Origin of the sequence: Citrobacter pasteurii (assembly GCF_019047765.1) — a bacterium.
Lineage (GTDB): Bacteria > Pseudomonadota > Gammaproteobacteria > Enterobacterales > Enterobacteriaceae > Citrobacter > Citrobacter pasteurii.
Window position 1 is genome coordinate 3,058,637 of record NZ_CP077262.1, and the last position, 23,633, is coordinate 3,082,269.

25 protein-coding genes and 1 other annotated feature are annotated in these 23,633 nt (G+C 52.0%); of the genes, 9 read left to right on the forward strand and 16 right to left on the reverse strand.

Features of this window, described 5'->3' with window-relative positions; translation table 11 throughout:
- Window positions 1–46: 46 nt before the first annotated feature.
- Genes I6L54_RS14930 through I6L54_RS14950 form a run of 5 tightly spaced genes read left to right on the forward strand, consistent with a single transcriptional unit; the run spans window position 47 to window position 5,693 of the window.
- On the forward strand, window positions 47–2,032 hold the full coding sequence (locus I6L54_RS14930; protein WP_040233714.1) for a TonB-dependent hemoglobin/transferrin/lactoferrin family receptor: 1,986 nt from the start codon (window positions 47–49) through the stop codon (window positions 2,030–2,032).
- 47 nt (window positions 2,033–2,079) lie between these two features.
- Window positions 2,080–3,111: a hematinate-forming heme oxygenase ChuS gene (gene chuS / locus I6L54_RS14935; RefSeq protein WP_005120297.1), complete on the forward strand. Its 1,032-nt coding sequence runs from the start codon at window positions 2,080–2,082 to the stop codon at window positions 3,109–3,111.
- Complete coding sequence (locus I6L54_RS14940; protein WP_005120300.1) at window positions 3,108–3,929, forward strand: heme/hemin ABC transporter substrate-binding protein; 822 nt, start codon at window positions 3,108–3,110, stop codon at window positions 3,927–3,929. Before chuS ends, I6L54_RS14940 begins: the two co-directional genes overlap by 4 nt.
- Window positions 3,929–4,921 carry a FecCD family ABC transporter permease gene (locus I6L54_RS14945; RefSeq protein ID WP_040233711.1) on the forward strand — a complete coding sequence of 331 codons (993 nt, stop codon included), beginning with the start codon at window positions 3,929–3,931 and terminating at the stop codon, window positions 4,919–4,921. The genes I6L54_RS14940 and I6L54_RS14945 overlap by 1 nt, the downstream gene beginning before the upstream one ends.
- The gene (locus I6L54_RS14950) at window positions 4,914–5,693 is read left to right on the forward strand and encodes a heme ABC transporter ATP-binding protein (RefSeq protein WP_040233710.1); all 780 of its coding nucleotides are present in this window, start codon (window positions 4,914–4,916) and stop codon (window positions 5,691–5,693) included. Before I6L54_RS14945 ends, I6L54_RS14950 begins: the two co-directional genes overlap by 8 nt.
- Here I6L54_RS14950 and selO read toward each other — a convergent pair.
- The 14 genes from selO to thrS all read right to left on the reverse strand — a co-directional run bounded on the left by selO (window position 5,690) and on the right by thrS (window position 18,523).
- Window positions 5,690–7,132 carry a protein adenylyltransferase SelO gene (gene selO / locus I6L54_RS14955; RefSeq protein ID WP_040233707.1) on the reverse strand — a complete coding sequence of 481 codons (1,443 nt, stop codon included), beginning with the start codon at window positions 7,130–7,132 and terminating at the stop codon, window positions 5,690–5,692. The genes I6L54_RS14950 and selO overlap by 4 nt on opposite strands.
- Before the next feature lie 64 nt (window positions 7,133–7,196).
- On the reverse strand, window positions 7,197–7,907 hold the full coding sequence (locus tag I6L54_RS14960) for an EAL domain-containing protein (protein WP_005120306.1): 711 nt from the start codon (window positions 7,905–7,907) through the stop codon (window positions 7,197–7,199).
- Between the two features lie 316 nt (window positions 7,908–8,223).
- A complete protein-coding gene (locus tag I6L54_RS14965) occupies window positions 8,224–8,688 on the reverse strand; it encodes an NlpC/P60 family protein (RefSeq protein ID WP_005120307.1) in 465 nt (154 codons plus the stop codon).
- Window positions 8,689–8,765: 77 nt separating this feature from the next.
- Window positions 8,766–9,515 (reverse strand): vitamin B12 ABC transporter ATP-binding protein BtuD, encoded by a 750-nt coding sequence (gene btuD, locus I6L54_RS14970; RefSeq protein ID WP_040233705.1) that lies wholly within the window; start codon window positions 9,513–9,515, stop codon window positions 8,766–8,768.
- Window positions 9,515–10,066: a glutathione peroxidase gene (locus tag I6L54_RS14975; RefSeq protein WP_005120310.1), complete on the reverse strand. Its 552-nt coding sequence runs from the start codon at window positions 10,064–10,066 to the stop codon at window positions 9,515–9,517. The genes btuD and I6L54_RS14975 overlap by 1 nt, the downstream gene beginning before the upstream one ends.
- A 74-nt stretch (window positions 10,067–10,140) precedes the next feature.
- Window positions 10,141–11,121 carry a vitamin B12 ABC transporter permease BtuC gene (gene btuC / locus I6L54_RS14980; RefSeq protein ID WP_040233703.1) on the reverse strand — a complete coding sequence of 327 codons (981 nt, stop codon included), beginning with the start codon at window positions 11,119–11,121 and terminating at the stop codon, window positions 10,141–10,143.
- 120 nt (window positions 11,122–11,241) lie between these two features.
- Entirely contained in the window at window positions 11,242–11,541 is a 300-nt protein-coding gene (gene ihfA / locus I6L54_RS14985) for an integration host factor subunit alpha (RefSeq protein WP_003030571.1), read from the reverse strand.
- A 4-nt stretch (window positions 11,542–11,545) separates the two neighbouring features.
- Entirely contained in the window at window positions 11,546–13,933 is a 2,388-nt protein-coding gene (gene pheT, locus I6L54_RS14990) for a phenylalanine--tRNA ligase subunit beta (RefSeq protein WP_040233701.1), read from the reverse strand.
- 15 nt (window positions 13,934–13,948) lie between these two features.
- Window positions 13,949–14,932: a phenylalanine--tRNA ligase subunit alpha gene (gene pheS, locus I6L54_RS14995; protein ID WP_003832580.1), complete on the reverse strand. Its 984-nt coding sequence runs from the start codon at window positions 14,930–14,932 to the stop codon at window positions 13,949–13,951.
- A gap of 165 nt (window positions 14,933–15,097) precedes the next feature.
- Window positions 15,098–15,222, reverse strand: a sequence feature (Phe leader region).
- Window positions 15,173–15,217, reverse strand: coding sequence for a pheST operon leader peptide PheM (gene pheM / locus I6L54_RS15000; protein ID WP_001386830.1), 45 nt, complete (start codon window positions 15,215–15,217; stop codon window positions 15,173–15,175). It overlaps the preceding feature by 45 nt.
- Before the next feature lie 120 nt (window positions 15,223–15,342).
- A complete protein-coding gene (rplT, locus tag I6L54_RS15005) occupies window positions 15,343–15,699 on the reverse strand; it encodes a 50S ribosomal protein L20 (RefSeq protein ID WP_003030578.1) in 357 nt (118 codons plus the stop codon).
- Window positions 15,700–15,754: 55 nt separating this feature from the next.
- Window positions 15,755–15,952, reverse strand: a complete 198-nt coding sequence (gene rpmI, locus I6L54_RS15010) for a 50S ribosomal protein L35 (protein ID WP_003030583.1) — start codon at window positions 15,950–15,952, stop codon at window positions 15,755–15,757.
- Window positions 15,953–16,048: 96 nt separating this feature from the next.
- Entirely contained in the window at window positions 16,049–16,591 is a 543-nt protein-coding gene (infC, locus tag I6L54_RS15015) for a translation initiation factor IF-3 (RefSeq protein ID WP_048997935.1), read from the reverse strand.
- A gap of 3 nt (window positions 16,592–16,594) precedes the next feature.
- Window positions 16,595–18,523, reverse strand: coding sequence for a threonine--tRNA ligase (thrS, locus tag I6L54_RS15020; RefSeq protein WP_040233697.1), 1,929 nt, complete (start codon window positions 18,521–18,523; stop codon window positions 16,595–16,597).
- Window positions 18,524–18,826: 303 nt separating this feature from the next.
- On the opposite strand from thrS, the gene yniD reads away from it, so the two are divergent.
- Complete coding sequence (yniD, locus tag I6L54_RS15025) at window positions 18,827–18,934, forward strand: small membrane protein YniD (protein WP_003030590.1); 108 nt, start codon at window positions 18,827–18,829, stop codon at window positions 18,932–18,934.
- 165 nt (window positions 18,935–19,099) lie between these two features.
- Here yniD and I6L54_RS15030 read toward each other — a convergent pair whose 3' ends face one another.
- On the reverse strand, window positions 19,100–19,858 hold the full coding sequence (locus tag I6L54_RS15030) for a DUF481 domain-containing protein (RefSeq protein WP_040233694.1): 759 nt from the start codon (window positions 19,856–19,858) through the stop codon (window positions 19,100–19,102).
- A 287-nt stretch (window positions 19,859–20,145) separates the two neighbouring features.
- Between I6L54_RS15030 and pfkB the strand changes: the two genes are divergently transcribed.
- Window positions 20,146–21,075, forward strand: coding sequence for a 6-phosphofructokinase II (gene pfkB / locus I6L54_RS15035; protein WP_040233693.1), 930 nt, complete (start codon window positions 20,146–20,148; stop codon window positions 21,073–21,075).
- A gap of 270 nt (window positions 21,076–21,345) precedes the next feature.
- On the forward strand, window positions 21,346–22,206 hold the full coding sequence (locus tag I6L54_RS15040; protein ID WP_040233689.1) for a fructosamine kinase family protein: 861 nt from the start codon (window positions 21,346–21,348) through the stop codon (window positions 22,204–22,206).
- Between the two features lie 53 nt (window positions 22,207–22,259).
- Here I6L54_RS15040 and I6L54_RS15045 read toward each other — a convergent pair whose 3' ends face one another.
- On the reverse strand, window positions 22,260–22,796 hold the full coding sequence (locus I6L54_RS15045; protein ID WP_040233688.1) for a YniB family protein: 537 nt from the start codon (window positions 22,794–22,796) through the stop codon (window positions 22,260–22,262).
- A 167-nt stretch (window positions 22,797–22,963) separates the two neighbouring features.
- On the opposite strand from I6L54_RS15045, the gene hxpB reads away from it, so the two are divergent.
- The gene (gene hxpB, locus I6L54_RS15050) at window positions 22,964–23,632 is read left to right on the forward strand and encodes a hexitol phosphatase HxpB (protein WP_005120788.1); all 669 of its coding nucleotides are present in this window, start codon (window positions 22,964–22,966) and stop codon (window positions 23,630–23,632) included.
- The last annotated feature ends 1 nt before the right edge of the window (window position 23,633 follow it).

Genomic DNA, 23,633 nt, shown 5'->3' on the forward strand with positions numbered 1-23,633 from the left:
ATACCCAGGCAGCCAGCGCTTTTCGATTTCCTAATGGAGAGTTGCTATGCCATACCTGCACACTGCATCCCTGCGTCCCTCGCTATTGGCGCTGGCGATTGTCAGTAGCCTGCCCACTTTCGCATATGCGGCGGTCGAAGATATGACCGTCACCGCCACCGGCAATGCCCGCAGTGCCTTTGAAGCGCCGATGATGGTCAGCGTGATTGATGCCACTGCGCCGGAAAACCAGACTGCCAGCTCAGCGGCAGATCTGTTACGTAAAGTGCCTGGACTTACCCTTGACGGTACGGGACGAACCAACGGTCAGGACGTTAATCTGCGCGGCTATGACCGCCGCGGCGTTCTGGTGCTGGTAGACGGCGTACGTCAGGGAACCGACACCGGACACCTGAACAGTACCTTCCTCGACCCGGCGCTAATCAAACGCATCGAAGTCGTGCGCGGCCCTTCTGCTCTGCTGTATGGCAGCGGCGCGCTGGGCGGCGTGATCGCCTATGACACTGCGGATGCCAAAGATCTGCTGGAAGCCGGACAAAACAGCGGTTACCGCGTGTTCGGTACTGCGGCAACCGGCGATCACAGCCTCGGTATGGGCGCCAGCGCATTTGGGCGCACCGATACGCTGGACGGACTGCTTGCATGGTCGAGTCGCGATCGCGGTGATTTGCGCCAGAGCGACGGTACTACAGCGCCAAACGATGAAGCGATCAACAATATGCTGGCGAAAGGCAGTTGGAAAATTGACAGCGCCCAGACGCTGGCAGGCTCGTTGCGCTACTACAACAATGACGCCCGTGAACCTAAGAACCCACAAACCAGCGCGGCAGATGCCACCAGCAACCCGATGACCGATCGCTCAACGATCCAGCGAGACGCACAGTTGACCTACACGCTCGCCCCTGCGGACAATGACTGGCTGAACGCTGATGCTCGCATATACTGGTCCGAGGCGCGCATTAATGCCCAGAATCCGGATGCGACTAATGAGTTTCGCAAACAAACGACCAAAGGCGGAAAAATTGATAATCGCAGCCGGTTGTTTAGCGACTCCTTTGCTTCTCACCTGTTAACTTACGGTGGTGAGTACTATCGCCAGGAACAACGCCCCGGTGGCGCGACGACCGGCTTCCCTGAGGCAAAAATTGATTTCAGCTCCGGCTGGCTACAGGATGAAATCACCCTGCGAGATCTGCCAGTAACATTGCTGGGTGGTACACGCTATGACTCATATCGCGGTAGCAGCGATGGTTACGCGGATGTCGATGCCGACAAATGGTCGTCCCGCGCAGGAATGACCGTCACGCCGGCCGACTGGCTGATGCTGTTCGGTTCATACGCTCAGGCCTTCCGTGCGCCGACCATGGGCGAGATGTATAACGATGCAAAACACTTCTCCATCGGCCGTTTTTACACTAACTATTGGGTACCCAACCCTAACCTGCGTCCGGAAACCAACGAAACGCAGGAATACGGATTTGGCCTGCGCTTCGACGATCTGCTGATGGCGAGCGATGCGCTCGAATTTAAAGCCAGTTATTTCGACACCAAAGCGAAAGATTACATCTCCACCAGCGTCGATTTTGCCGCCGCGACAACCATGTCCTATAACGTCCCCAACGCCAAAATCTGGGGCTGGGACGTGATGGCGAAGTACTCCGCCGATCTGTTCAGTTTAGACATGGCCTACAACCGTACACGAGGCAAAGATACCGACACCGGCGAATACATTTCCAGCATTAACCCGGATATCGTCACCAGCAAACTGAACATACCCGTGGCACACAGCGGATTCTCCGTGGGCTGGATCGGGACATTTGCTGACCGCTCCACGCATATCAGCAGCAGCTACGCTAAACAGCCCGGCTATGCGGTAAACGATTTCTACGTGAGCTATCAGGGTCAACAAGCGCTGAAAGGTATGACCACCACGCTGGTACTGGGCAACGCCTTCGACAAAGAGTACTGGTCGCCGCAGGGCATTCCGCAGGATGGTCGCAATGGCAAAATTTTCGTGAGTTATCAGTGGTAATCACTTTTCCCCGGTTCGCCGGGGTAGCAATCTGGAAGGAAGAGACAATGAATCATTACACACGCTGGCTGGAACTGAAGAATGAAAATCCCGGCAAATACGCACGCGACATTGCAGGATTGATGAATATTAGCGAAGCCGAACTGACCTTTGCGCGCGTCGGCCATGACGCCTGGCGCTTACGTGGCGAAGTCCGCGAAATCCTCGGCGCACTGGAAGCCGTAGGCGAAACCAAATGCATTTGCCGCAACGAATATGCGGTGCATGAACAGGTTGGCGCTTTTACCAATCAGCACCTGAACGGTCATGCCGGACTGGTTCTTAATCCGCGCGCCCTCGACCTGCGCCTGTTCCTTAATCAGTGGGCAAGCGCCTTTCATATCAGTGAGACCACAGCCCACGGCGAGCGTCAGAGCATTCAGTTCTTTGACCATCAAGGGGATGCGCTGCTGAAAGTCTATGCCACACAAAATACCCTCGTTGAGGAATGGGCTGCGTTGCTGACCCGTTTCATCTTCGCTGAAAACCCGCCACTGGTACTGCAACCTACCAACACTTCTGCGCCAGCCCTCATCACGGCCGATGCGCAGACCGTTGATCAAGAGTGGCGAGCGATGACCGATGTACACCAGTTTTTCGGTCTGCTGAAACGCCACGATCTTACCCGCCAACAGGCATTCAATCTGGTGGGCGACGATCTGGCCTGTAAAGTTTCTAATAGCGCACTGGCGCAGCTACTCGACACCGCACGCCAGGATGGCAATGAAATTATGGTCTTCGTGGGTAATCGCGGCTGCGTGCAGATCTTTACCGGCGTGATAGAAAAACTGGTGCCGATGAAAGGCTGGCTGAATATTTTCAACCCGACCTTTACCCTGCATCTGCTGGAAGAGCGCGTAGCCGAAACGTGGGTAACGCGCAAACCGACCGCCGATGGTCACGTCACCAGCCTGGAGTTGTTTGCCGCAGATGGCACGCAAATTGCCCAGCTTTATGGACAGCGTACGGAAGGTGAACCGGAGCAGACGCAATGGCGAGCGCAGATCGATGCCTTAACGCCAAAAGGACTGGCCGCATGAAAAAACTGCTGGTCCTGATTGCGCTGCTGCCCATCGCAGCGCTGGCTGCTGACGAAGAACGCGTTGTGGCTCTCGGTGGCGACGTCACCGAAATTGTGTATGCGCTGGATGCGCAATCATCCCTCGTGGCACGTGACAGCACCAGCCAGTGGCCGGAAGCGGCAACCGCATTGCCAGACGTGGGCTATTTGCGCCAACTCAACGCCGAAGGTATCCTGGCTACCCGCCCTACGCTGGTGCTAGCCAGCGCACAAGCGCAGCCTTCTCTGGCGCTAAAACAGGTTGAGCAGAGCCATGTCAGGGTTGTCACGATCCCGGCAAGCAACGATCTCAACGTGATTGATGAAAAAATCCGCGTCATCGCCGAAGCAACCCATCGGGAGGATGAGGGCGAAACGCTGCGCACCCGCTTACGTCAGGAACTGGCAGCATTGCCGTCATCCGGACTTAACAAACGCGTTCTGTTTATTCTCAATCATGGTGGAATGAGCGCAATGGCCGCAGGGCAGGAAACGGGCGCTGATGCCGCTATTCGCGCAGCCGGCTTACGTAACGCAATGCAGGGTTTTAGCCGCTACCAGCCGTTATCACAAGAAGGCGTCATTGCCAGCCAGCCCGATCTCATCGTGATTTCACAAGATGGCGTTAAGGCGATGGGTGGCGAAGATAACCTGTGGGCGCTACCGGGACTTGCGCAAACGCCTGCCGGGCGCAATAAGCAGGTACTGCAGATTGATGATATGGCATTACTGGGCTTTAGCGTTCGTACGCCACAGGCCATTTTGCAGCTACGCGCCAAAGCGGAGCAATTGCCCTGATGTCCCGGCGGATCACCTGTTCGTTGTGGATGTTGGCATTGATGTTGGTTGTACTGACGGTTCTGGCTACCGGTTTTGGCGCATTGCGCCTGCCGGTAAGTCTGCTCTGGCGTGATGGCGATGAGGCACTACGTCAAATCTGGCTCACCATTCGGCTACCTCGCGTTTTGCTGGCGCTGGTGATCGGCGGCTCACTGGCACTGGCAGGTTGCGTAATGCAGGGATTGTTTCGCAACCCGCTTGCCGACCCAGGGCTACTGGGTATTAGCAGCGGTGCGGCCTGCGCCGTCGCCCTGTGGGTGGTGTTACCAGTCTCATTACCCGCGTTACTCATGCTGTATGCGCCAATGATGGCGGCATTTCTCGGTGCACTGGCTGCCACCGTGGTGATTTTTATCCTCAGCCAACAGCGCGACGGTTCGCTCTCACGTCTGTTACTGGTCGGTATTGCTATTAATGCGCTCTGCGGAGCGGCGGTTGGCGTTTTGTCGTGGGTCAGTAATGATGCGCAATTGCGACAGTTGTCGTTGTGGGGGATGGGAAGTCTGGGAGCCGCGCAGTGGTCCACGCTACTGGCTGTCACGTCACTGACTATCCCGACGGTGCTGATCATCTGGCGTCTGGCTCCGGCGCTGAACCTGCTACAACTGGGTGAGGAGGAGGCGCATTATCTCGGCGTTGATGTTCGGATGATCCAACGTATTTTGTTGTTGTGCAGCGCATTACTCGTGGCCGCTGCTGTAGCGGTCAGCGGAGTCATTGGGTTCATCGGTTTGGTTGTTCCACATTTAATGCGTATGTGGCTCGGATCAGACCATCGGGCCGTGATCCCCGGTTCTGTTCTGGCTGGCGCATTTTTACTACTGATTGCCGACACTCTCGCCCGCACCGCAGTTGCGCCTGCGGAAATGCCCGTTGGTCTGCTGACCAGTATTCTCGGTGCGCCATGGTTTTTATGGCTTATTTTTCGTCAGCGAGGAGCGCATGGCTGAACATTTTATTACCGAAGGACTTCACTATCGCCTTGCTGATCGCTCAGTAATTGACGACGTATCGCTCAAACTCGCTAAAGGTGAACTGGTCGCGTTAATCGGGCCGAATGGTGCAGGAAAATCCACCCTGCTACGTCTGTTGACCGGCTTTCTGCAACCGACGAGCGGACGCTGCGTGCTGGCAGGCAAACCGCTGGATGAATGGTCTACCCAGACCCTGTCGCGGCATCGGGCAGTGATGCGCCAGCAAACACAGCTGGGATTTGACTGGCCGATAGAGGCCGTCATCGCGATGGGCCGTGCGCCCTGGACCCAGCGCCCGGAGCCGCGACTCATCGCTCAGGTGATGGAAATGACCGGATGCACACCGTTGACGGGTCGGCAATACGCTGCGCTTTCCGGCGGCGAGCAACAGCGCGTACAGTTGGCCCGTGCGCTGGCGCAACTTTGGTGCGACGGTGCGCCTCGCGGCTGGTTATTCCTTGATGAGCCTACTTCTGCGCTGGATCTTTATCACCAGCAGCATTTGTTGCGCCTGCTGAAGACGCTCACCGCTTCACAAGAGCTACATGTGTGTATTGTGCTTCACGATCTGAACCTCGCCGCATTGTGGGCAGACAGAATAGTGCTGCTGCACAACGGTAGGCTGGTGTCGCAGGGAACGCCGGAGGCTGTGTTACAGGCCGATGACCTGCAGCACTGGTACGGTGCTCAGGTACACGTTGGTCAGCATCCGGCCAACGCATCCCCGCAGGTGTTTCTGGCACCTTAGCTGGAACAACTTACCTCCAGCCGTTTACCCCAGTCAGGTGGACGGCTGATATAATCATCATCCCGATCGATAAACGGCGTACGTAACGCAGCGTGTAACCGATGTAGTTCGGTATAATCACCCTGCTCTGCCTGGCTTATTGCCCGCTGCGCCAGCCAGTTACGTAGCACCATAGCCGGATTTGCCGTCTTCATCTGCGCTTGTCTGACAACGTCAGCCACATTGTCTTGTTGCAGGCGCGTGCGGTAACGAGTGAACCAGTCGTCAAATGCCGCGCGGTCAATAAACTCATCGCGTAGTGGGGACAAGGTGCTGTGTTGCTCTGTCTGGCTGAGCATGCGGAATGTTCGCGTGTAGTCGCTACCTTCCCGCGCCATCAGGCTAAACAGTTCGCTAAGGATTTCGTTATCGTTTTTCTGCTCACTAAAGAAACCCAGTTTTTGCCGCATTCGTTGCCCATAGCGGGTTAGCAAGGCCTGTTGATAACCGTCCAGCGCAGCATTGAGCACATCAACCGGGATGAATGGCGACAGCGTCTGCGCCAGACGTTGTAGGTTCCACAAAGCCGCAGCAGGCTGATTATCAAAACTATAGCGCCCCTGATGATCGGAGTGATTGCAGATAAAATCTGGCACGTAATCATCAAGGAAACCGAAGGGACCATAATCCATTGTCAGGCCAAGAATCGACATGTTGTCCGTGTTCATCACCCCATGCGCAAAGCCTACGGCTTGCCAGTCGGCCATTAACGTCGCGGTGCGCGTAACAACATCCGTAAACCACAACTGATACTTATCCGCCTCTTCCTGCCATTGTGGCCAGTAATGACGGATCGCAAAGTCAGCAAGCTGCCGTACTTTTTCCGGTTCACGACGATAATAAAAGTGCTCAAAATGACCAAAACGCATATGGCTTTGTGCCACGCGAATGAGCATCGCGCCTGCTTCAGTGGTCTCTCGCTGCACCGGAGTCTCACTGGTGACAATCGACAAGACCCGGGTTGTAGGTATCCCCAAATAATGCATGGCTTCACTGGCCAGACTCTCTCTAATCGTCGAGCGCAGCACAGCGCGCCCATCCCCCATGCGGGAATAAGGCGTTAATCCAGCGCCTTTCAGATGCCAGTCAAGGGTTGTGCCATCTGCAAGCAATTGCTCACCCAGCAGAATCCCTCGTCCATCGCCGAGCTGCCCAGCCCAGACACCGAACTGATGCCCGCTGTAGACTTGTGCCAAAGGCGACATCCCAGGTAATAGCGATTCGCCCCCCCATACGCCTGCCCCACCAGAAACATCAAACAGTGCAGCTGGAATACCCAGATGCGCAGCCAGAGCATCGTTATGCCAGATGATGCGCGCGTTTTTCAGAGGGGTGGGCGAAAGAGCGGTATAGGTTGCTGGTAATTCATCACGCCAGCGAGTAGTAAAAGACAGGGTCATAGAGCCTCCTGTCTCTAGTGTAGACTGTTAATAGCCTGTTAAACACCAGCAAATAAAAGGGTTATCATTTTACCAGTGAAATAATCTTTGCCGGTGATACCGCCGGCCACAGTCCCCCTTGCATCGCGCTGAATCCCAAAGGTAATACCCGCGTCAGCATCTCTTGTGTATCAATACCGCTAATGATGATTGATTCGCAGCAGGGAGATAATTGCGCCAGAATAGCCCGCATAAACGGCTCAAACGAAATATGTGTAATCCGTTGTTGAACAAAGTTTTTATCCAGCACGACCCGTTTAAAAAGACCATCAAAAATTGCCCGCGTGGATATGCCCCCGGCACCGTAGTTTGTCAGTATTAATGGGAATCGCGCAGCCAGAGCCGCCAGTGTGGGATTTTCTTTGCCACTGTTTAACTCTGGATAACTTTCATTAATCGTCAGTTCAATAAATGAAAATCGTTCAACACGTGAAGCATATTCAGCGTCTGATAATAAAGTATTAGCGACCGCTGGCGTTAAATTAATCCAGGCCGGAATTTTGCGTTGAATAAAAAAGTGTTGGCACGTTTCGATTAATTCCAGCTTCTCGGCAAATAAGCGGCATTGCTCTTCGTCTGACATCCGGGGCATAACCAGCTCTGTTGGCATGCGTACGTTACCATCCGGGCTGACAAAGTTTGTAACAATATCGACGTACTCAAGGTCACCTTTTTCACTTCGTGCAGGAAGAAAAGAGAACTCTGAATGATAAAGATAATCCAGTGAAACAATCATTGTGCCAGCCCCTCTGCATGGGTGTAATCCGGCATCCTGTAGCAAAGGATGGAAAAATACGTTGCTGCTGATACAAATAGAGGCCCTTTCATTTTTCCCTTTTTAGCCAGTAAATCGAATCCTTTTTTTTTAGCTTATCCTGATTATAAACGAATATCCAGCCTTGCACTTTTTAATATCTCGGAATAAATCATATTTTTAGCAAGATACGCTCTTAATGTTCAGGGTTATAGACCAACAAACAGCAGAAGTGAAAGTTGACATTTAAAATGTGGATGACGAAAAAGCTGCGAGCCAATCCCGTCACCCGTAATGATTAAATTCGGCGCGCCTGCCAAAAGTTTTTACGCCAGTAGACGTTATCCAGCGAAGAACGCATCACTCCACGACTGGTTGAAGCATGGATAAATTGATTATTGGTATCGTAAATTCCGACATGCAGACCACTTTCACCGGAACCCGTTTTAAAGAAAACCAGATCGCCGGGTAGCAAATCATCTTTATCGATCTCAGTACCAATCTTTGATTGAGTACGCGTGTCGCGCGGTAATTGCAGATCGAATTGGTCACGCATTGTCATCAACACAAATCCCGAACAATCCACCCCGCTACGGCTCATGCCGCCATAGCGATAGGGAGTGCCATGCCAGGTTTGCAACTGATCGTTAAGACCCGCGATAACGGCGATAGAGTCTGACAGTCGGGCATTCGGCGCAGGAGCACGATGGCTGCTGCACCCCGCCAAAAACAATGCTGTGATGAAAAGGAGCCAAAAGCGCATTCAGGACGAATCCTCTGATTTTTATTTTTGTGTCAATTTAGCGTGGAAATTATGTGATTTTCAAGAACCCATTTAACTTAAGTGGTTGATATGAGCATTCTGTGGCCTTCAATATCCAGGCGACGGAAATTTACACCGTAGGCCAACGACAGATTGGCTGGCGTCAGCACCCCATCACGCGCACCGCTCGCCAGTAGCTTTCCGCGCTTGAGCAACCACACCTTGTGCGCATGGCGTAACGTATGGTTAAGATCATGACTGCTCATCACAATGGCGATTCCCTGCAGACACAGCTGGCTCAACAATCTGTCCAGCGCGTTTTGTTGCGCCACGTCCAGACTATTCATCGGCTCATCCAGCAACAAAAGCTGCCCATGCGGATTAGACTGCGGACTCATTTGCAGGATGACGGCCGCCAAACGCACACGTTGCCATTCCCCCCCTGAAAGCTGATTAACACCACGTCCTAGTTTATCTCTCAGCCCAAGCGCATCAGCCACCTCCTGCAGCAGGTCTGTTCGCGCTTTATCAGGCTGATGTAGCGTCAGAAAATGCCAGACCGGCATAGCAAATGGCGGATTTTGCTGTTGCGCAAGATAAGCCCGATATTGCGCCAGCTTCGCTGCCGGCCAGTCACCGAGCGGTGTATCACCAAAGGTGATGCTCCCCTCGCCGGTGGTCAGTCCCGCCATTCGCGCCAATAACGTACTTTTCCCCGCGCCGTTGGGGCCCACTAAATGCAGGATCTCTCCTGCTTTAATTTCACCAGATAGCGGGCCGAGTCGGGTCGATTCCGCAACATCCTGTAGCAGCATTAATCGGGACATTAGTTGGCCAATGCAGTCTTTATAGCATGTACAAGAATCGGGTTCTCAGGCGTCATATCAGGTGAATAACGCTGCAGCACCTGTCCATCCCTACCGACCAAGAACTTCTCGAAGTTCCACAGAATATCGTCCGGGTAGAGCGGAGCCCGGCCTTTACTCGCCATACGCGCATAAAATCCGCTATCTGCAGGTGCAACCGCAGTAGGTGCCGCATCAATCAGCTTCTGATACAACGGATGGCGGGCTTCGCCATTGACATCAATCTTACTGAACATCGGGAAGGTAACGCCCCAGGTTGTGCTGCAATACGTCTTAATCTCGTCTTCACTGCCAGGCTCCTGCCCCAGAAACTGGTTGCAGGGGAATCCCAGAACGGTGAACCCCTGCCCATGCCAGGCTTTCTGCAGGTTTTCCAGTTGCTCATACTGCGGCGTTAACCCACATTTTGAGGCTACGTTGACAATTAACAGTACATTTCCGGCATACGCCTGCAATGAGGTCGCCTCGCCGTCGATGGTTGTCACTTCCGTATTAAAAAGCGTGTTTTGCATAGCATCTCCAGAACAACAGGTGAATAGTGGAATGACCCTGTTCAGCTTTTAAGCATAGACCGAACCTGCACTTTCTAGCGCGCAGCTTTTAACAATAACCAGATAAATACCGGTGCGCCCATCGTGGCCGTCACCACGCCAATGGGTAATTCAGCCGATGCCAGTACCAGACGTGCGACGACATCAGCAAACAGTAACGCAATTGCCCCCGCCAACGCACACCCGGGGAGTAAAACGCGGTGATCGGTTAATCCACACAGTCGCAGAATATGGGGGATTACCAGCCCGATAAAACCAATTGCCCCTGCCAGCGCAACACTTACGCCAACCATCCATCCTGTGGCAACCACCAGTAGATTGCGCCAGAACCATAAGGGCAGCCCCAGTTGGCGCGCGGAGGTTTCCCCCAGCGCCAGCATATTCATCGGCTGTGACTGGCAACAAATCCACAGCAATACGGGGAGCAACGCGACCATGAGCCAGGCCTGATGCCAGTCTACGCCACTGAAGCCCCCCATCATCCAGTACATCAACTGTCGAAGATCAAAAGAGGAGGAAAAATAGATAGCCCAGGTCATCAGAGCGCTGCAGATAATCCCCAGCGCCACGCCGGCCAACAGCAAACGACTGGTCGATAAATGTCGACGGGCAAAACGAAGAAGAATGAGGGTGATAATCAGCGCGCCAGCAATGGCGCATAGGCCCAATGTCCAGCCGGGAAATTGCCCTTGCCCCAACAGCACAGCCGCAATTAGCCCTACCCCCGCGCCATTAGACACGCCGAGTAAGCCAGGCTCCGCGAGCGGGTTTTCAAACAGCGCCTGCATCACCGCGCCAGCCAGGGCCAGTGCGGCGCCTACCAGCAATACGGCAAGTGTACGGGGAAGTCGAATTTGCCAGACGAACAGATCGCCGCGAGCGCTAAACCAATCGCCGGGAGCAATCCACTGTTCTCCTGCGCATAAACTTATCATTGTTGCCAGCAGCATCAGCACTGACAGAAACAGTATCCAGCGCACGTTTCGTCGCTGCTGTTGATGGGCGAAAGTCAGCATGTTTTCCATTCTGCTGAAAAAAGATGGGGAGATTCTACGGTGCTGATTCAGTAGTGAAAAGGAAAAAGGCCGCAGAGCGGCCTTTTTAGTTATACGCGTCATAGTTTGCGTATCGTTAAATCACTCTTCTTTGGGCGTTGCGTTTTCAACCCGGCTTTTTAACTTCTGTCCGGGTCTGAAGGTCACCACGCGCCGTGCTGTAATGGGAATATCTTCGCCCGTTTTCGGGTTACGTCCCGGACGTTGATTCTTATCACGCAGATCGAAGTTACCAAAACCAGAGAGTTTTACCTGCTCACCATTTTCCAGAGCACGACGGATCTCTTCGAAAAACAGCTCGACCAGTTCTTTGGCATCCCGCTTGCTAAGCCCAAGCTTATCAAACAGATATTCTGACATTTCAGCTTTTGTAAGCGCCATAGGTTCAATCCCTCAATGATGCCTGGAATCGCTCTTTTAATGCCTCTACACATTTGGCGACGGTAGCGGCAATCTCCTCTTCTTCAAGTGTACGGCTGGTATCCTGAAGGATCAGGCTGATAGCGAGGCTCTTATAACCATCCGCAACACCCTTACCGCGGTACACGTCAAACAAGTTTACGCCAACTACCTGATTTACGCCAACTTTCTTACATTCGGATAAAATATCCGCTGCGGGAACGTTTTCTGCCACAACAACAGCGATGTCACGGCGGTTCGCCGGGAAGCGAGAAACTTCACGCGCCTGAGGCACCACGCGGTCTGCGAGCTTATTCCACTCCAGTTCGAACACCAGAGTGCGACCGTTCAGATCCAGTTTACGTTCCAGTTCAGGATGAACAACCCCAATGAAACCAATACGTTCACCTTTCAGATAAATCGCTGCAGACTGCCCCGGATGCAGGGCTGGATTCGCTTCAGCTTTGAACTGGATGTCCGCCAGTTTGCCGGTCAGGTCGAGAACCGCTTCCAGATCGCCCTTCAGATCATAGAAATCAACCGTCTCTTTCGCCAGATTCCAGTGTTCATCATGACGGTTGCCGCAGATCACGCCCGCCAGCATCAGATCCTGACGGATCCCGAGGTTAGCCTGCGTATCCGGGACAAAACGCAAACCCGTTTCGAAAATACGCACACGGTTTTGCTGACGGTTTTGGTTATACACTACTGTAGACAGCAAGCCGGTCCACAGAGACAGACGCATTGCTGACATATCGATAGAGATTGGGCTTGGCAGCAGCAGCGCTTCTTCACCTGGATGCAGCAGCGACTGGACTTTAGGATCAACAAAGCTGTAGGTAATAACTTCCTGGTAGCCTTTGTCATTCAGCATGGTTTTAACACGTTTCAGCGAGAGGTCCGCTTCACGATGCTCACCCATGATAAGTCCTGCCTGAATTGGGGTATTCGGGATATTGTCATAGCCGTACACGCGGGCGACTTCTTCGACCAGGTCTTCTTCGATCTCCATATCGAAACGCCAGCTCGGTGCTACCGCTTTCCACTCATCTTGCCCTTCCGTCACATCACAACCCAGGCGACGCAGAATATCGCTCACCTGCTCATCCGCAATATGATGCCCGATCAGACGATCCAGTTTGCTACGACGCAGTGTAATAGTGGCACGCTTCGGCAACGTCGCTTCGTGCGTCACGTCAATGATTGGCCCCGCTTCGCCACCGCAGATATCAATCAGCAGGCGCGTAGCGCGTTCCATGGCTTTATGTTGCAGAGCAGGATCGACACCACGCTCATAACGGTGAGACGCATCGGTGTGCAGACCGTGACGACGTGCGCGACCGGTAATGGACAGCGGGCTGAAGAACGCGCATTCCAGCAGGACGTTTTGCGTTTCATCATTCACACCAGAGTGCTCACCACCAAAGATCCCCCCCATGGCCAGCGCTTTGTTGTGGTCAGCAATCACCAGCGTATCCGCACTCAGTTTTGCCTCACTGCCGTCGAGCAGAACCAGGGTTTCCCCTTCTTTTGCCATACGCACGACAATTCCGCCTTCAATGCGGTCTTTGTCGAATGCGTGCATCGGCTGGCCCAGTTCGAGCAGCACATAGTTCGTCACGTCAACCACTGCATCAATGGAGCGAATACCGCACCGGCGTAGTTTCTCTTTCATCCACAGTGGCGTTGGCGCTTTCACGTTGATACCTTTCACCACGCGGCCCAAATAGCGTGGGCACGCGTCAGCAGCATCAACCTGAATAGGCAGCACATCGTTAATGGTCGCCGCTACCGGGGTGATTTCCGGTTCAATCAGCGGAGCTTTGTTCAGCACAGCCACATCGCGCGCAACACCGATAATGCCTAAGCAGTCGGCACGGTTCGGGGTGACGCTGATTTCGATAGTGTTATCGTCAAGCTTCAGATATTCACGGATATCGGTGCCAATTGGCGCATCGGCCGGCAGTTCGATAATACCGCTATGATCGTCGGAAATGCCCAGCTCGGAAAACGAGCACAGCATCCCCTCGGACGGCTCACCGCGAAGCTTAGCCGCTTTGATTTTAAAATCACCCGGCAGAACGGCACCAACGGTTGCCACAGCCACTTTCAGTCCCTGGCGGCAGTTCGGTGCACCACAGACAATATCCAGCAGACGATCGCCGCCGACATTCACTTTGGTGACGCGCAGTTTGTCAGCGTTCGGGTGCTGAGCACACTCAACCACCTCGCCCACCACAACACCGTTGAACGCGCCGGCAACGGCTTCCACACCGTCAACTTCCAGGCCCGCCATCGTAATTTGGTTTGACAGCGCATCGCTATCAATTGCTGGGTTAACCCATTCGCGTAACCACAGTTCACTGAATTTCATTGTATTACCCTGCCTTTATTTAAACTGTTTGAGGAAACGCAGATCGTTTTCGAAGAAAGAACGCAGATCGGTAACGCCATAACGCAACATGGTCAGACGCTCCATTCCCATGCCGAAGGCAAAACCAGAGTAGATTTCCGGATCGATACCGACGTTACGCAGCACGTTCGGGTGAACCATACCGCAGCCCAGTACTTCCAGCCATTTTCCGTTTTTACCCATGACGTCAACTTCTGCAGAAGGTTCAGTGAACGGGAAGTAAGAAGGACGGAAACGAACCTGCAGATCTTCTTCAAAGAAGTTACGCAGGAAATCGTGCAGCGTACCTTTCAGATTGGTGAAGTTGATATTGGTATCAACGATCAGCCCTTCCATCTGATGGAACATCGGAGTGTGCGTCTGATCGTAGTCATTACGATATACACGGCCCGGCGCAATGATGCGGATCGGCGGCTGTTTTTCTTTCATGGTGCGGATCTGCACGCCGGAGGTCTGTGTGCGCAGCAGACGCGTTGCATCAAACCAGAAAGTGTCGTGGTCAGCGCGCGCCGGGTGATGGCCTGGAATGTTCAGCGCATCGAAGTTGTGATAGTCATCTTCGATTTCCGGACCGGTCGCCACGGTAAAGCCCAGCTCACCGAAGAAACTTTCAATACGGTCGATAGTACGTGTTACCGGGTGCAGCCCACCATTTTCGATACGGCGTCCCGGCAGGGAGATATCGATAGTTTCTTCAGCCAGGCGCGCGTTCAGCGCGGCACTTTCTAATTCGGCCTTACGCGCGTTTAGCGCTTGCTGTACCTGCTCTTTGGCTTCGTTGATTACCGCACCTGCTGCCGGGCGCTCTTCTGGTGGCAGCTCGCGCAAGGTTGTCATCTGAAGGGTCAGGTGCCCTTTCTTGCCCAAATATTCGACGCGGACATTGTCTAACGCGGCAACATCTGAAGCCTGGTTAATGGCAGCCGTTGCACTGGCAACCAGCTCTGCGAGATGTGACATGGTTTTCCTCGTTATGTTGCGATATTCACTAGTCGCTCGTATATACGCAAAATCATTCAAGTTGTGTCACGGCGGCAAAAGAGCAAACCCTCAGGAACGTACATCAGTACGTGACTGGGGTGAGCGAATGCAGCCAACACAGAGACAACCTGAAGGATGACGCGTATAAAAAAAGCCTCCACCAGGGAGGCTTTTAGGCGCTGTTTTCCGTTTCTTCTTTCACGCGCAAGCCTCCTGAGTTCAGGTGCTAAAGTAAAAGAAGAAGCGGAAAATAGCAGCATTCATGCTTGCGTTACCTTGTGTGGTAAAAACCGGACAACCTTTATTGAAAAGGCTTACGAATAAATTGTCAACCAATTGATTGCACTACAAATAAAAGAGAGGGAGCCAGGCTCCCTCTTTTCACCGGCTTATGCCAGAGCTGCTTTCGCTTTTTCGACCAGAGCGGTGAACGCTACTTTGTCGAATACTGCGATGTCAGCCAGGATCTTACGGTCGATTTCAACAGAGGCTTTTTTCAGGCCGTTGATGAATTTGCTGTAAGAAATACCGTTCTGACGTGCTGCTGCGTTGATACGCGCAATCCACAGTTGACGGAACTGACGCTTTTTCTGACGACGGTCACGATAAGCGTACTGACCAGCTTTGATAACAGCCTGGAAGGCAACGCGGTATACGCGAGAACGCGCACCGTAGTAGCCTTTAGCTTGTTTCAAAATTTTCTTGTGACGTGCACGGGCAACTACACCACGTTTTACGCGAGCCATATGTGCTCTCCTGTATCTATATTCTTAGTAAAAAAATGAATTAAACGTTAACGGCTTATGCGTACGGCAGGCACGCGATAACCAGACCCAGATCGCCTTTAGACACGAGGCCTTTTGGACGCAGGTGACGTTTACGCTTAGTAGATTTTTTGGTCAGAATATGACGCAGGTTTGCGTGCTTACGCTTAAATCCACCACCACCGGTTTTTTTGAAACGCTTAGCAGCACCGCGTACGGTCTTAATTTTTGGCATTTTAATAACTTCCACTTCGCATTGTTAATAAACGAAACGTAGGCGAACAACGCCTGTGGTACCCGCAGGCTCCACAGACATTGCTACTTGAAGGCCTTACTGTTTCTTCTTAGGAGCGAGCACCATGATCATCTGACGGCCTTCGATCTTCGTTGGGAAGGATTCGACTACTGCCAGTTCACTCAGATCGTCACGGACGCGGTTGAGCACTTCCATGCCGATCTGTTGGTGGGCCATCTCACGACCGCGAAAACGCAGCGTGATCTTAGCCTTATCGCCATCTTCCAGAAAGCGTACCAGGCTGCGGAGTTTTACCTGGTAATCGCCATCGTCGGTACCAGGACGGAATTTAATTTCCTTAACCTGGATAACTTTTTGCTTTTTCTTCTGTTCCTTAGAAGACTTACTCTTTTCATAAAGGAACTTGCCGTAGTCCATAATACGACAAACTGGCGGTTCGGCGTTAGGGCTGATTTCAACTAAATCTACTCCAGCTTCTTCAGCCTTTTCGATCGCTTCTCTCAGACTCACAATACCCAAAGCTTCGCCTTCCAGACCTGTTAAGCGAACTTCCAGGGCGCGAATCTCGCCATTGATACGATTCGGACGTGCCGTTTGAACTCGTTTTCCGCCTTTAATACCTTATTCCTCCAGTTGTTGAAGACTGCGGCTGCGAATCTCTTGTTGCAGCTTCTCAATCACTTCATTTACGTCCAGGCTGCCCAAGTCTTTGCCACGACGGGTGCGCACGGCAACTTTGCCTGCTTCTACCTCTTTGTCGCCACAGACCAACATGTAAGGGACACGACGTAAAGTGTGCTCGCGGATTTTAAAGCCTATCTTCTCATTTCTCAAGTCTGCTTTTACACGAATACCCGCATTTTGTAGTTTCTGCGTTAATTCGTTAACGTATTCAGACTGAGAATCGGTGATGTTCATAACCACAACCTGAACCGGCGCAAGCCAGGTCGGGAAGAAGCCAGCGAACTCTTCAGTCAGGATACCGATGAAACGTTCCATAGACCCAAGAATTGCGCGGTGAATCATAACCGGCACCTGACGTTCGTTGTTTTCGCCAACATAAGAGGCGCTTAAACGGGACGGCAGGGAGAAGTCCAGCTGTACAGTACCGCACTGCCATGCACGATCGAGGCAGTCATACAGGGTAAATTCAATTTTCGGACCGTAGAACGCGCCCTCACCCAGTTGGAACTCAAACGGGATGTTATTTTCTTCCAACGCAACGGCCAGGTCTGCTTCAGCACGATCCCACATTTCATCGCTGCCGATACGTTTTTCGGGGCGAGTGGACAGTTTGACGACGATTTTCTCGAAGCCAAAAGTGCTGTACATATCGTAGACCATACGAATGCAGGCGTTAACTTCATCACGGATCTGCTCTTCAGTACAGAAGATATGTGCATCATCCTGGGTAAAGCCACGTACACGCATCAGACCGTGCAGCGCACCTGACGGCTCGTTACGGTGACAGCTACCAAATTCAGCCATACGCAACGGCAGATCGCGATAGGATTTCAGACCCTGGTTAAAGATCTGCACGTGGCCTGGGCAGTTCATGGGCTTAATGCAGTACTCACGGTTCTCAGAGGAGGTCGTGAACATTGCATCTTTGTAGTTGTCCCAGTGACCTGTTTTTTCCCACAGCACGCGGTCCATCATGAACGGACCTTTAACTTCCTGATACTGATATTCTTTCAGTTTCGAGCGAACAAAAACTTCCAACTCGCGGAAGATAGTCCAGCCATCGTTATGCCAGAACACCATACCCGGTGCTTCTTCCTGCATATGATACAGGTCAAGCTGCTTACCGATTTTACGGTGGTCACGTTTGGCCGCTTCTTCCAGGCGTTGCAGGTAGGCATTCAGGGCTTTTTTATCTGCCCATGCAGTACCATAAATACGCTGCAGCATCTTATTATTGCTGTCGCCACGCCAGTATGCCCCTGCGGTCTTCATCAGTTTGAAGTGATGGCAGAAACGCATGTTCGGCACGTGCGGACCACGGCACATATCGACATATTCTTCATGATGGTACAGGCCAGGTTTGTCATCATGGGCAATGTTTTCATCAAGAATAGAGACTTTATAGGTCTCGCCACGCTTCACGAAGGTTTCGCGCGCTTCGTACCAGCTGACTTTCTTCTTAATGACATCGTAGTTTTTCTCAGCGAGCTCGTGCATCCGCTTCTCGAGCGCGTCGACATCTTCCTGGGTTAACGTACGGTCAAGATCGATATCGTAGTAAAAACCGTTGTCAACAACCGGTCCGATCGCCATTTTGGTGTTCGGCCAAAGTTGTTTGATCGCATGCCCTAACAGGTGCGCACAAGAGTGACGAATGATCTCCAGACCTTCTTCATCCTTCGCGGTGATGATGGAGAGTTTCGCATCATGTTCAATCAGATCGGAAGCATCGACCAGCTCACCGTTAACACGGCCAGCAATAGTCGCTTTCGCCAGACCTGGACCGATGTCCAGCGCAACATCCATGGGGCTTACAGCGTGGTCGTAATGGCGTTGACTGCCATCAGGAAGAGTAATAACAGGCATGTTATATCCTTATTTGCAGTGGTGCCCCACACGTAAGAGCACATACAAAGATTCAATATTTAAAATTATCAAAAAGGTCTGGGCTGATTCCCGCTTCACTCTGCGAAATATGTCACTGGTTGCCTGAATGGCTACACTGGACCTACACCCGCTTTTTGATAACACCGTTTGACAGTGTACACGGCATTAGGATGCGATCAAAGCAACAATCAACGTGCACTCTATGATGTAAATCAATTCACTGACACCCTGACGTCTTTGTTACACTTGTAGATAGTCATTTCACCGGAGCAGGAAAAAACAATGCCAACAAACCGCTTTGCGAAGAAACACTGGAAGATGGTGGTGATCCTGCTGGTTATTTGTGCGGCAATGCTGATGCTGCGTTGGGCAGCGATGATCTGGGGTTAAAATACTGGCCGCTTTTCTGGTTCCGTTGTATTTATCAATTATATCGAATTCGTCTGAAAAATAGCGCGTTATCGATAAGCATTAAAAATAAAACACAGATTAACTATTAAATAAACTTAACGTTAATAGATAAAAGCCGGGCCAATTATTTGACCCGGTTTGTCATTACATCCGATAGCCGAGTGAAACAGTCGTACGACGATCGGTATGCTCCGGCGCGGTTGCCGGCGGTTCGGAGTTCCAGGTCACGTTGTACGCAACCTTCAATCCAAAGTGTTCGTTGATAGCAACATTCAAAGCCGTTTCAGAATTCAGCGTTGTATCATCGGCACCAAATACCGACACACCCTGCGTAAACTTAGTGTTGTCCGTCATCTGCCACACATAAGCCCCGGACGCATAACCTAACGGTTGCGTTTCAGTGGTGCCATCAGTGTGCTCGTCATAACGTACACCAGGACCGAATTCAAAGCGGAAACTGTGCACCGGTCCATTAAGAAACTGGCGACCATAACCGGCCGTTAGCACGTCACGCTCACGGTATCCGTTATAACGGTCTGTTAACCAACTGGCCTGACCAAAGAGATAGTCAAAGTCAGTCATGTTGTAACGACTACGACCACCTACAGCATATTTCTCAGATGAACGCTCATCATTTGAGGAAGTGTTGCTGGCATTTCCCCACAGAGACCACGCCGTGGATTGACCATACCAGGTCATGGTGGTGTCGGCGGTTAAAGAAGAACTTTTTGTGTTGCCTGACTGGGCAAGGTATCCCGCGTTCAGATTACCTTCAAAGGGTTTTTTCGCGCTGGAAGGGTCATCCATGACAGTAAAAACGGAATCATCGGCGGCGGCATGCATTGACGCAAACACGCACCCCGTCAGCAATACTGCTGCGGGCACTGTCTTCAAAAGCTTCATTTATAAAGAGTCCGTACAACAAAAAAAGAGACCATAACGGTCTCGGAAACTTTCATATGGATCAACGACAAAAGACCCTTGAAAGGTAACAAATTATAAAAAGACTCGAATAACATAGCAATAAATTCTTATTTCATTTTTTGAATAAGAGCGTTCCTAATCCTTTATTTTATTTATATATCTTTGGCACGAGAATTTTAAATAAAGCTGCGAGAAATCATGTTGTTAATTACTTCACTTTCGTGGCGTTAAGTGCCAGACTGGGATCAGCCTAACAGGAGGTAAAGATGGTACGTATCTATACGTTAACACTTGCGCCCTCTCTCGATAGCGCAACAATCACCCCACAAATCTACCCCGAAGGTAAACTTCGCTGTACCTCACCGGTTTTTGAACCTGGCGGTGGAGGCATCAACGTCGCCCGTGCCATTGCACATCTTGGCGGAACTGCAACGGCCATCTTTCCGGTCGGTGGTGCGACCGGCGAGCACTTAGTTTCTTTACTTGCTGACGAAAATGTTCCCGTCTCGACTATCGAGGCCAAAGACTGGACCCGACAAAATCTCCATGTCCACGTCGAATCCAGCGGCGAGCAGTATCGTTTTGTCATGCCCGGTGCCGCACTGACTGATGACGAATTCAACCAACTGCAGGAGCAGGTACTGGAAATTGAATCGGGTGCGATACTGGTCATTAGCGGCAGTTTGCCGCCCGGTGTGCAGATAGAAAAATTGACACGGCTCATCACCACCGCACAAAAACAGGGCATTCGCTGCATTGTCGATAGTTCTGGCGAAGCGCTGACGGCGGCATTAGCCATCGGCGGTATCGAACTGGTAAAACCCAACCTCAAAGAATTGAGTGCACTGGTGAAACGCGAACTCACACAGCCTGATGACGTCCGCAAAGCGGCACAGGAGATTGTACAAAGCGGCAAAGCGCTTCGCGTTGTGGTCTCTCTTGGACCACAAGGGGCATTGGCCGTCAATCAAGAAACGTGCGTCCAGGTCGTCCCTCCGCCGGTGAAAAGCCAAAGTACCGTTGGCGCAGGCGACAGTATGGTCGGCGCAATGACGTTGAAACTGGCAGAAAATGCCCCGTTCGAAGAGATTGTGCGTTTTGGCGTCGCTGCGGGTAGCGCAGCAACGCTGAATCAGGGTACGCGGCTGTGCGCGTTGGACGATACGCAAAAAATATATTCGTATCTTGCCCGATGATGACACCATCCCCCTTAGCAGGCATAAGGGGGATTTACCCACAAAACTGTCGGCATGCGTATTATGCGTCTATGATAAAAAATCACGTGATTACAAAGAAGTGAATCATGTTAAACCGAAAGTCGCAATGTCTCAGGGAGGTGTGGAAGAACGACATACAATAAGTGCCTTTCCAGCGATGACGCGTCCATGGTGTGCGTCAGTTCGTGTTTTTTTACCGCATTCTTGCGCTAACCTTATGATCTGGCAGACAACATGGGGAGAGACATCATGTGGCAGGCTATCAGTCGTCTTTTAAGCGAGCAATTAGGTGAAGGCGAAATCGAACTGCGTAATGAACTGCCCGGCGGAGAGATTCACGCCGCATGGCATTTACGCTATGCGGGGCGCGATTTTTTCGTCAAATGTGATGAAAGAGAGCTGTTGTCTGGCTTTGCGGCGGAGGCAGACCAGTTAGAACTGCTTTCCCGGAGCCAAACCGTCTCTGTCCCCAAAGTCTGGGCAGTGGGTGCAGACAGAGACTACAGTTTTCTGGTCATGGACTTTCTCCCTCCCCGCCCGCTTGATGCCCACAACGCGTTTATTCTCGGGCAACAACTTGCACATTTGCATGAATGGAGCGATCAGCCACAGTTCGGCCTCGACTTCGATAATGCGCTCTCCACTACGCCACAACCCAATGCCTGGCAGCGTCGCTGGTCAACCTTCTTCGCCGAGCAACGTATCGGCTGGCAACTGGAACTTGCGGCGGAAAAAGGAATCGCGTTTGGCAATATTGACGCCATTGTCGATCATGTTCAGCAACGGCTCTCCTCCCATCAGCCACAGCCTTCTCTCCTGCACGGCGATTTGTGGTCGGCAAACTGTGCACTTGGACCGGATGGCCCCTACATCTTTGACCCGGCCTGTTACTGGGGTGACAGAGAGTGCGATCTGGCAATGTTGCCGTTACATACCGATCAGCCGCCGCAGATTTATGACGGTTATCAGTCTGTCTCGCCGTTACCACTAGATTTTCTCGACAGGCAGCCTGTCTACCAGCTCTATACGCTGCTGAATCGAGCAATTCTGTTTGGGGGGCAGCATTTGGTTGTGGCGCAGAAGGCGCTGGACAGATTACTGGCGGCTTAGCACGCTTATCAGGCCTGACGTTTTACAATGCGACAGGCCTGATCGTGCAGCACTTACAAAAAGCCCAACAATGAAAAGAAGAAGTAGCCGATCACGATAACGATCACCGGCAAAATATAGAGCGGGAAAATTTGTAAAAAGATCGTATGGTGCGGAACCACGATACGTGACTCAAGCTGCTCGCGCGTTAACCCCTCACTGCCTTTTGCCTGTTCCAGAATCAATTGATCCTGAACGCCCTCGCGTAAAAAACGCGCCTGGCGGCTCATTCTGGCGCCTGAATCCTGCAGCGCCAGACCGATAAAAATCAGAATAAAAATCAACCAAAAAACAAGATTCAGTCCAGTCTGAAAATCCGGTGTCGGCGAGTTATACCAAAACAGGTTAAGAAACGGCGTATTCACCCGCATCATGTCGATCATCACGTGGGCAAAATCGAGCATTACCGCATTAATCCCTTCCTGCTTTTCGCTGTGCGCGTACATAAACTTCAGTACTGAAACCAGTGTTGAAATCAGCGTCGGGATGAAAATCCCCCATCCCAGCAACCTTTTCAAGACAGCAATGCGTCCAGCTTGTTGATACGTCATGAGTTCCCCTTGATAAAGACGTGTCATTTTGGCCTAAGTTTACCCGTTGATAACCGTTTTCGCCTGATCTTTAAAGGCTGTATACTGTTGAATTAGCCATAATGAACGCTCAGAGCCTGTACAGACTGGCTCTTAATCCCTTTTATCACCGTAAAGGAGAGGTTGTAATGTCAACCCCGCGTCAAATTCTTGCTGCAATTTTCGATATGGATGGATTACTGGTTGATTCAGAACCGCTCTGGGATCAGGCCGAACTGGATGTGATAGCAAGTTTAGGCGTTGATATCTCCCGCCGCCATGAACTTCCCGATACCCTTGGCTTACGCATCGACATGGTGGTTGATTTGTGGTTTGCGCAGCAACCGTGGAGCGGTCCTTCACGTCAGGAAGTCACCGAGCACATCATCACCCGCGCAATTGCGCTGGTTGAAGAAACGAAACCTCTGCTGCCAGGCGTGCGTGAAGCCGTGGCGTTGTGCAAATCTCAGGGAATCAAAGTAGGACTGGCATCCGCTTCGCCGCTGCATATGCTGGAAAAAGTGCTGACCATGTTTGATCTGCGCGATAGCTTTGACGCGCTGGCCTCGGCAGAAAAATTACCTTACAGCAAACCGCACCCGCAGGTTTACCTCGATTGTGCCCAGAAGCTGGGCATATCCCCGTTATCTTGTGTCGCACTGGAAGATTCTGTGAACGGGATGATTGCGTCGAAAGCAGCGCGAATGCGCTCAATTGTTGTCCCCGCGCATGAAAATCAGGATGATCCCCGATTTGTACTTGCCGACGTCAAACTGGCCTCGTTGACTGAGCTCACTGCCGGGCATCTGCACGGTTAAT

What these genes read in the sequence shown, in the direction of transcription:
- I6L54_RS14975 (WP_005120310.1), bottom strand. Translation starts at nt 10,066, where the DNA reads ATGCAAAACACGCTTTTTAATACGGAAGTGACAACCATCGACGGCGAG.
- chuS (WP_005120297.1), top strand. Translation starts at nt 2,080, where the DNA reads ATGAATCATTACACACGCTGGCTGGAACTGAAGAATGAAAATCCCGGC.
- yniD (WP_003030590.1), top strand. Translation starts at nt 18,827, where the DNA reads ATGCCAACAAACCGCTTTGCGAAGAAACACTGGAAGATGGTGGTGATC.
- I6L54_RS14950 (WP_040233710.1), top strand. Translation starts at nt 4,914, where the DNA reads ATGGCTGAACATTTTATTACCGAAGGACTTCACTATCGCCTTGCTGAT.
- I6L54_RS14940 (WP_005120300.1), top strand. Translation starts at nt 3,108, where the DNA reads ATGAAAAAACTGCTGGTCCTGATTGCGCTGCTGCCCATCGCAGCGCTG.
- I6L54_RS15030 (WP_040233694.1), bottom strand. Translation starts at nt 19,858, where the DNA reads ATGAAGCTTTTGAAGACAGTGCCCGCAGCAGTATTGCTGACGGGGTGC.
- thrS (WP_040233697.1), bottom strand. Translation starts at nt 18,523, where the DNA reads ATGCCTGTTATTACTCTTCCTGATGGCAGTCAACGCCATTACGACCAC.
- rplT (WP_003030578.1), bottom strand. Translation starts at nt 15,699, where the DNA reads ATGGCTCGCGTAAAACGTGGTGTAGTTGCCCGTGCACGTCACAAGAAA.
- I6L54_RS14960 (WP_005120306.1), bottom strand. Translation starts at nt 7,907, where the DNA reads ATGATTGTTTCACTGGATTATCTTTATCATTCAGAGTTCTCTTTTCTT.
- selO (WP_040233707.1), bottom strand. Translation starts at nt 7,132, where the DNA reads ATGACCCTGTCTTTTACTACTCGCTGGCGTGATGAATTACCAGCAACC.
- pheS (WP_003832580.1), bottom strand. Translation starts at nt 14,932, where the DNA reads ATGTCACATCTCGCAGAGCTGGTTGCCAGTGCAACGGCTGCCATTAAC.
- ihfA (WP_003030571.1), bottom strand. Translation starts at nt 11,541, where the DNA reads ATGGCGCTTACAAAAGCTGAAATGTCAGAATATCTGTTTGATAAGCTT.
- I6L54_RS14930 (WP_040233714.1), top strand. Translation starts at nt 47, where the DNA reads ATGCCATACCTGCACACTGCATCCCTGCGTCCCTCGCTATTGGCGCTG.
- pheT (WP_040233701.1), bottom strand. Translation starts at nt 13,933, where the DNA reads ATGAAATTCAGTGAACTGTGGTTACGCGAATGGGTTAACCCAGCAATT.
- rpmI (WP_003030583.1), bottom strand. Translation starts at nt 15,952, where the DNA reads ATGCCAAAAATTAAGACCGTACGCGGTGCTGCTAAGCGTTTCAAAAAA.
- btuC (WP_040233703.1), bottom strand. Translation starts at nt 11,121, where the DNA reads ATGCTGACTTTCGCCCATCAACAGCAGCGACGAAACGTGCGCTGGATA.
- I6L54_RS14965 (WP_005120307.1), bottom strand. Translation starts at nt 8,688, where the DNA reads ATGCGCTTTTGGCTCCTTTTCATCACAGCATTGTTTTTGGCGGGGTGC.
- pfkB (WP_040233693.1), top strand. Translation starts at nt 20,146, where the DNA reads ATGGTACGTATCTATACGTTAACACTTGCGCCCTCTCTCGATAGCGCA.
- I6L54_RS14945 (WP_040233711.1), top strand. Translation starts at nt 3,929, where the DNA reads ATGTCCCGGCGGATCACCTGTTCGTTGTGGATGTTGGCATTGATGTTG.
- I6L54_RS15045 (WP_040233688.1), bottom strand. Translation starts at nt 22,796, where the DNA reads ATGACGTATCAACAAGCTGGACGCATTGCTGTCTTGAAAAGGTTGCTG.
- hxpB (WP_005120788.1), top strand. Translation starts at nt 22,964, where the DNA reads ATGTCAACCCCGCGTCAAATTCTTGCTGCAATTTTCGATATGGATGGA.
- I6L54_RS15040 (WP_040233689.1), top strand. Translation starts at nt 21,346, where the DNA reads ATGTGGCAGGCTATCAGTCGTCTTTTAAGCGAGCAATTAGGTGAAGGC.
- btuD (WP_040233705.1), bottom strand. Translation starts at nt 9,515, where the DNA reads ATGTCCCGATTAATGCTGCTACAGGATGTTGCGGAATCGACCCGACTC.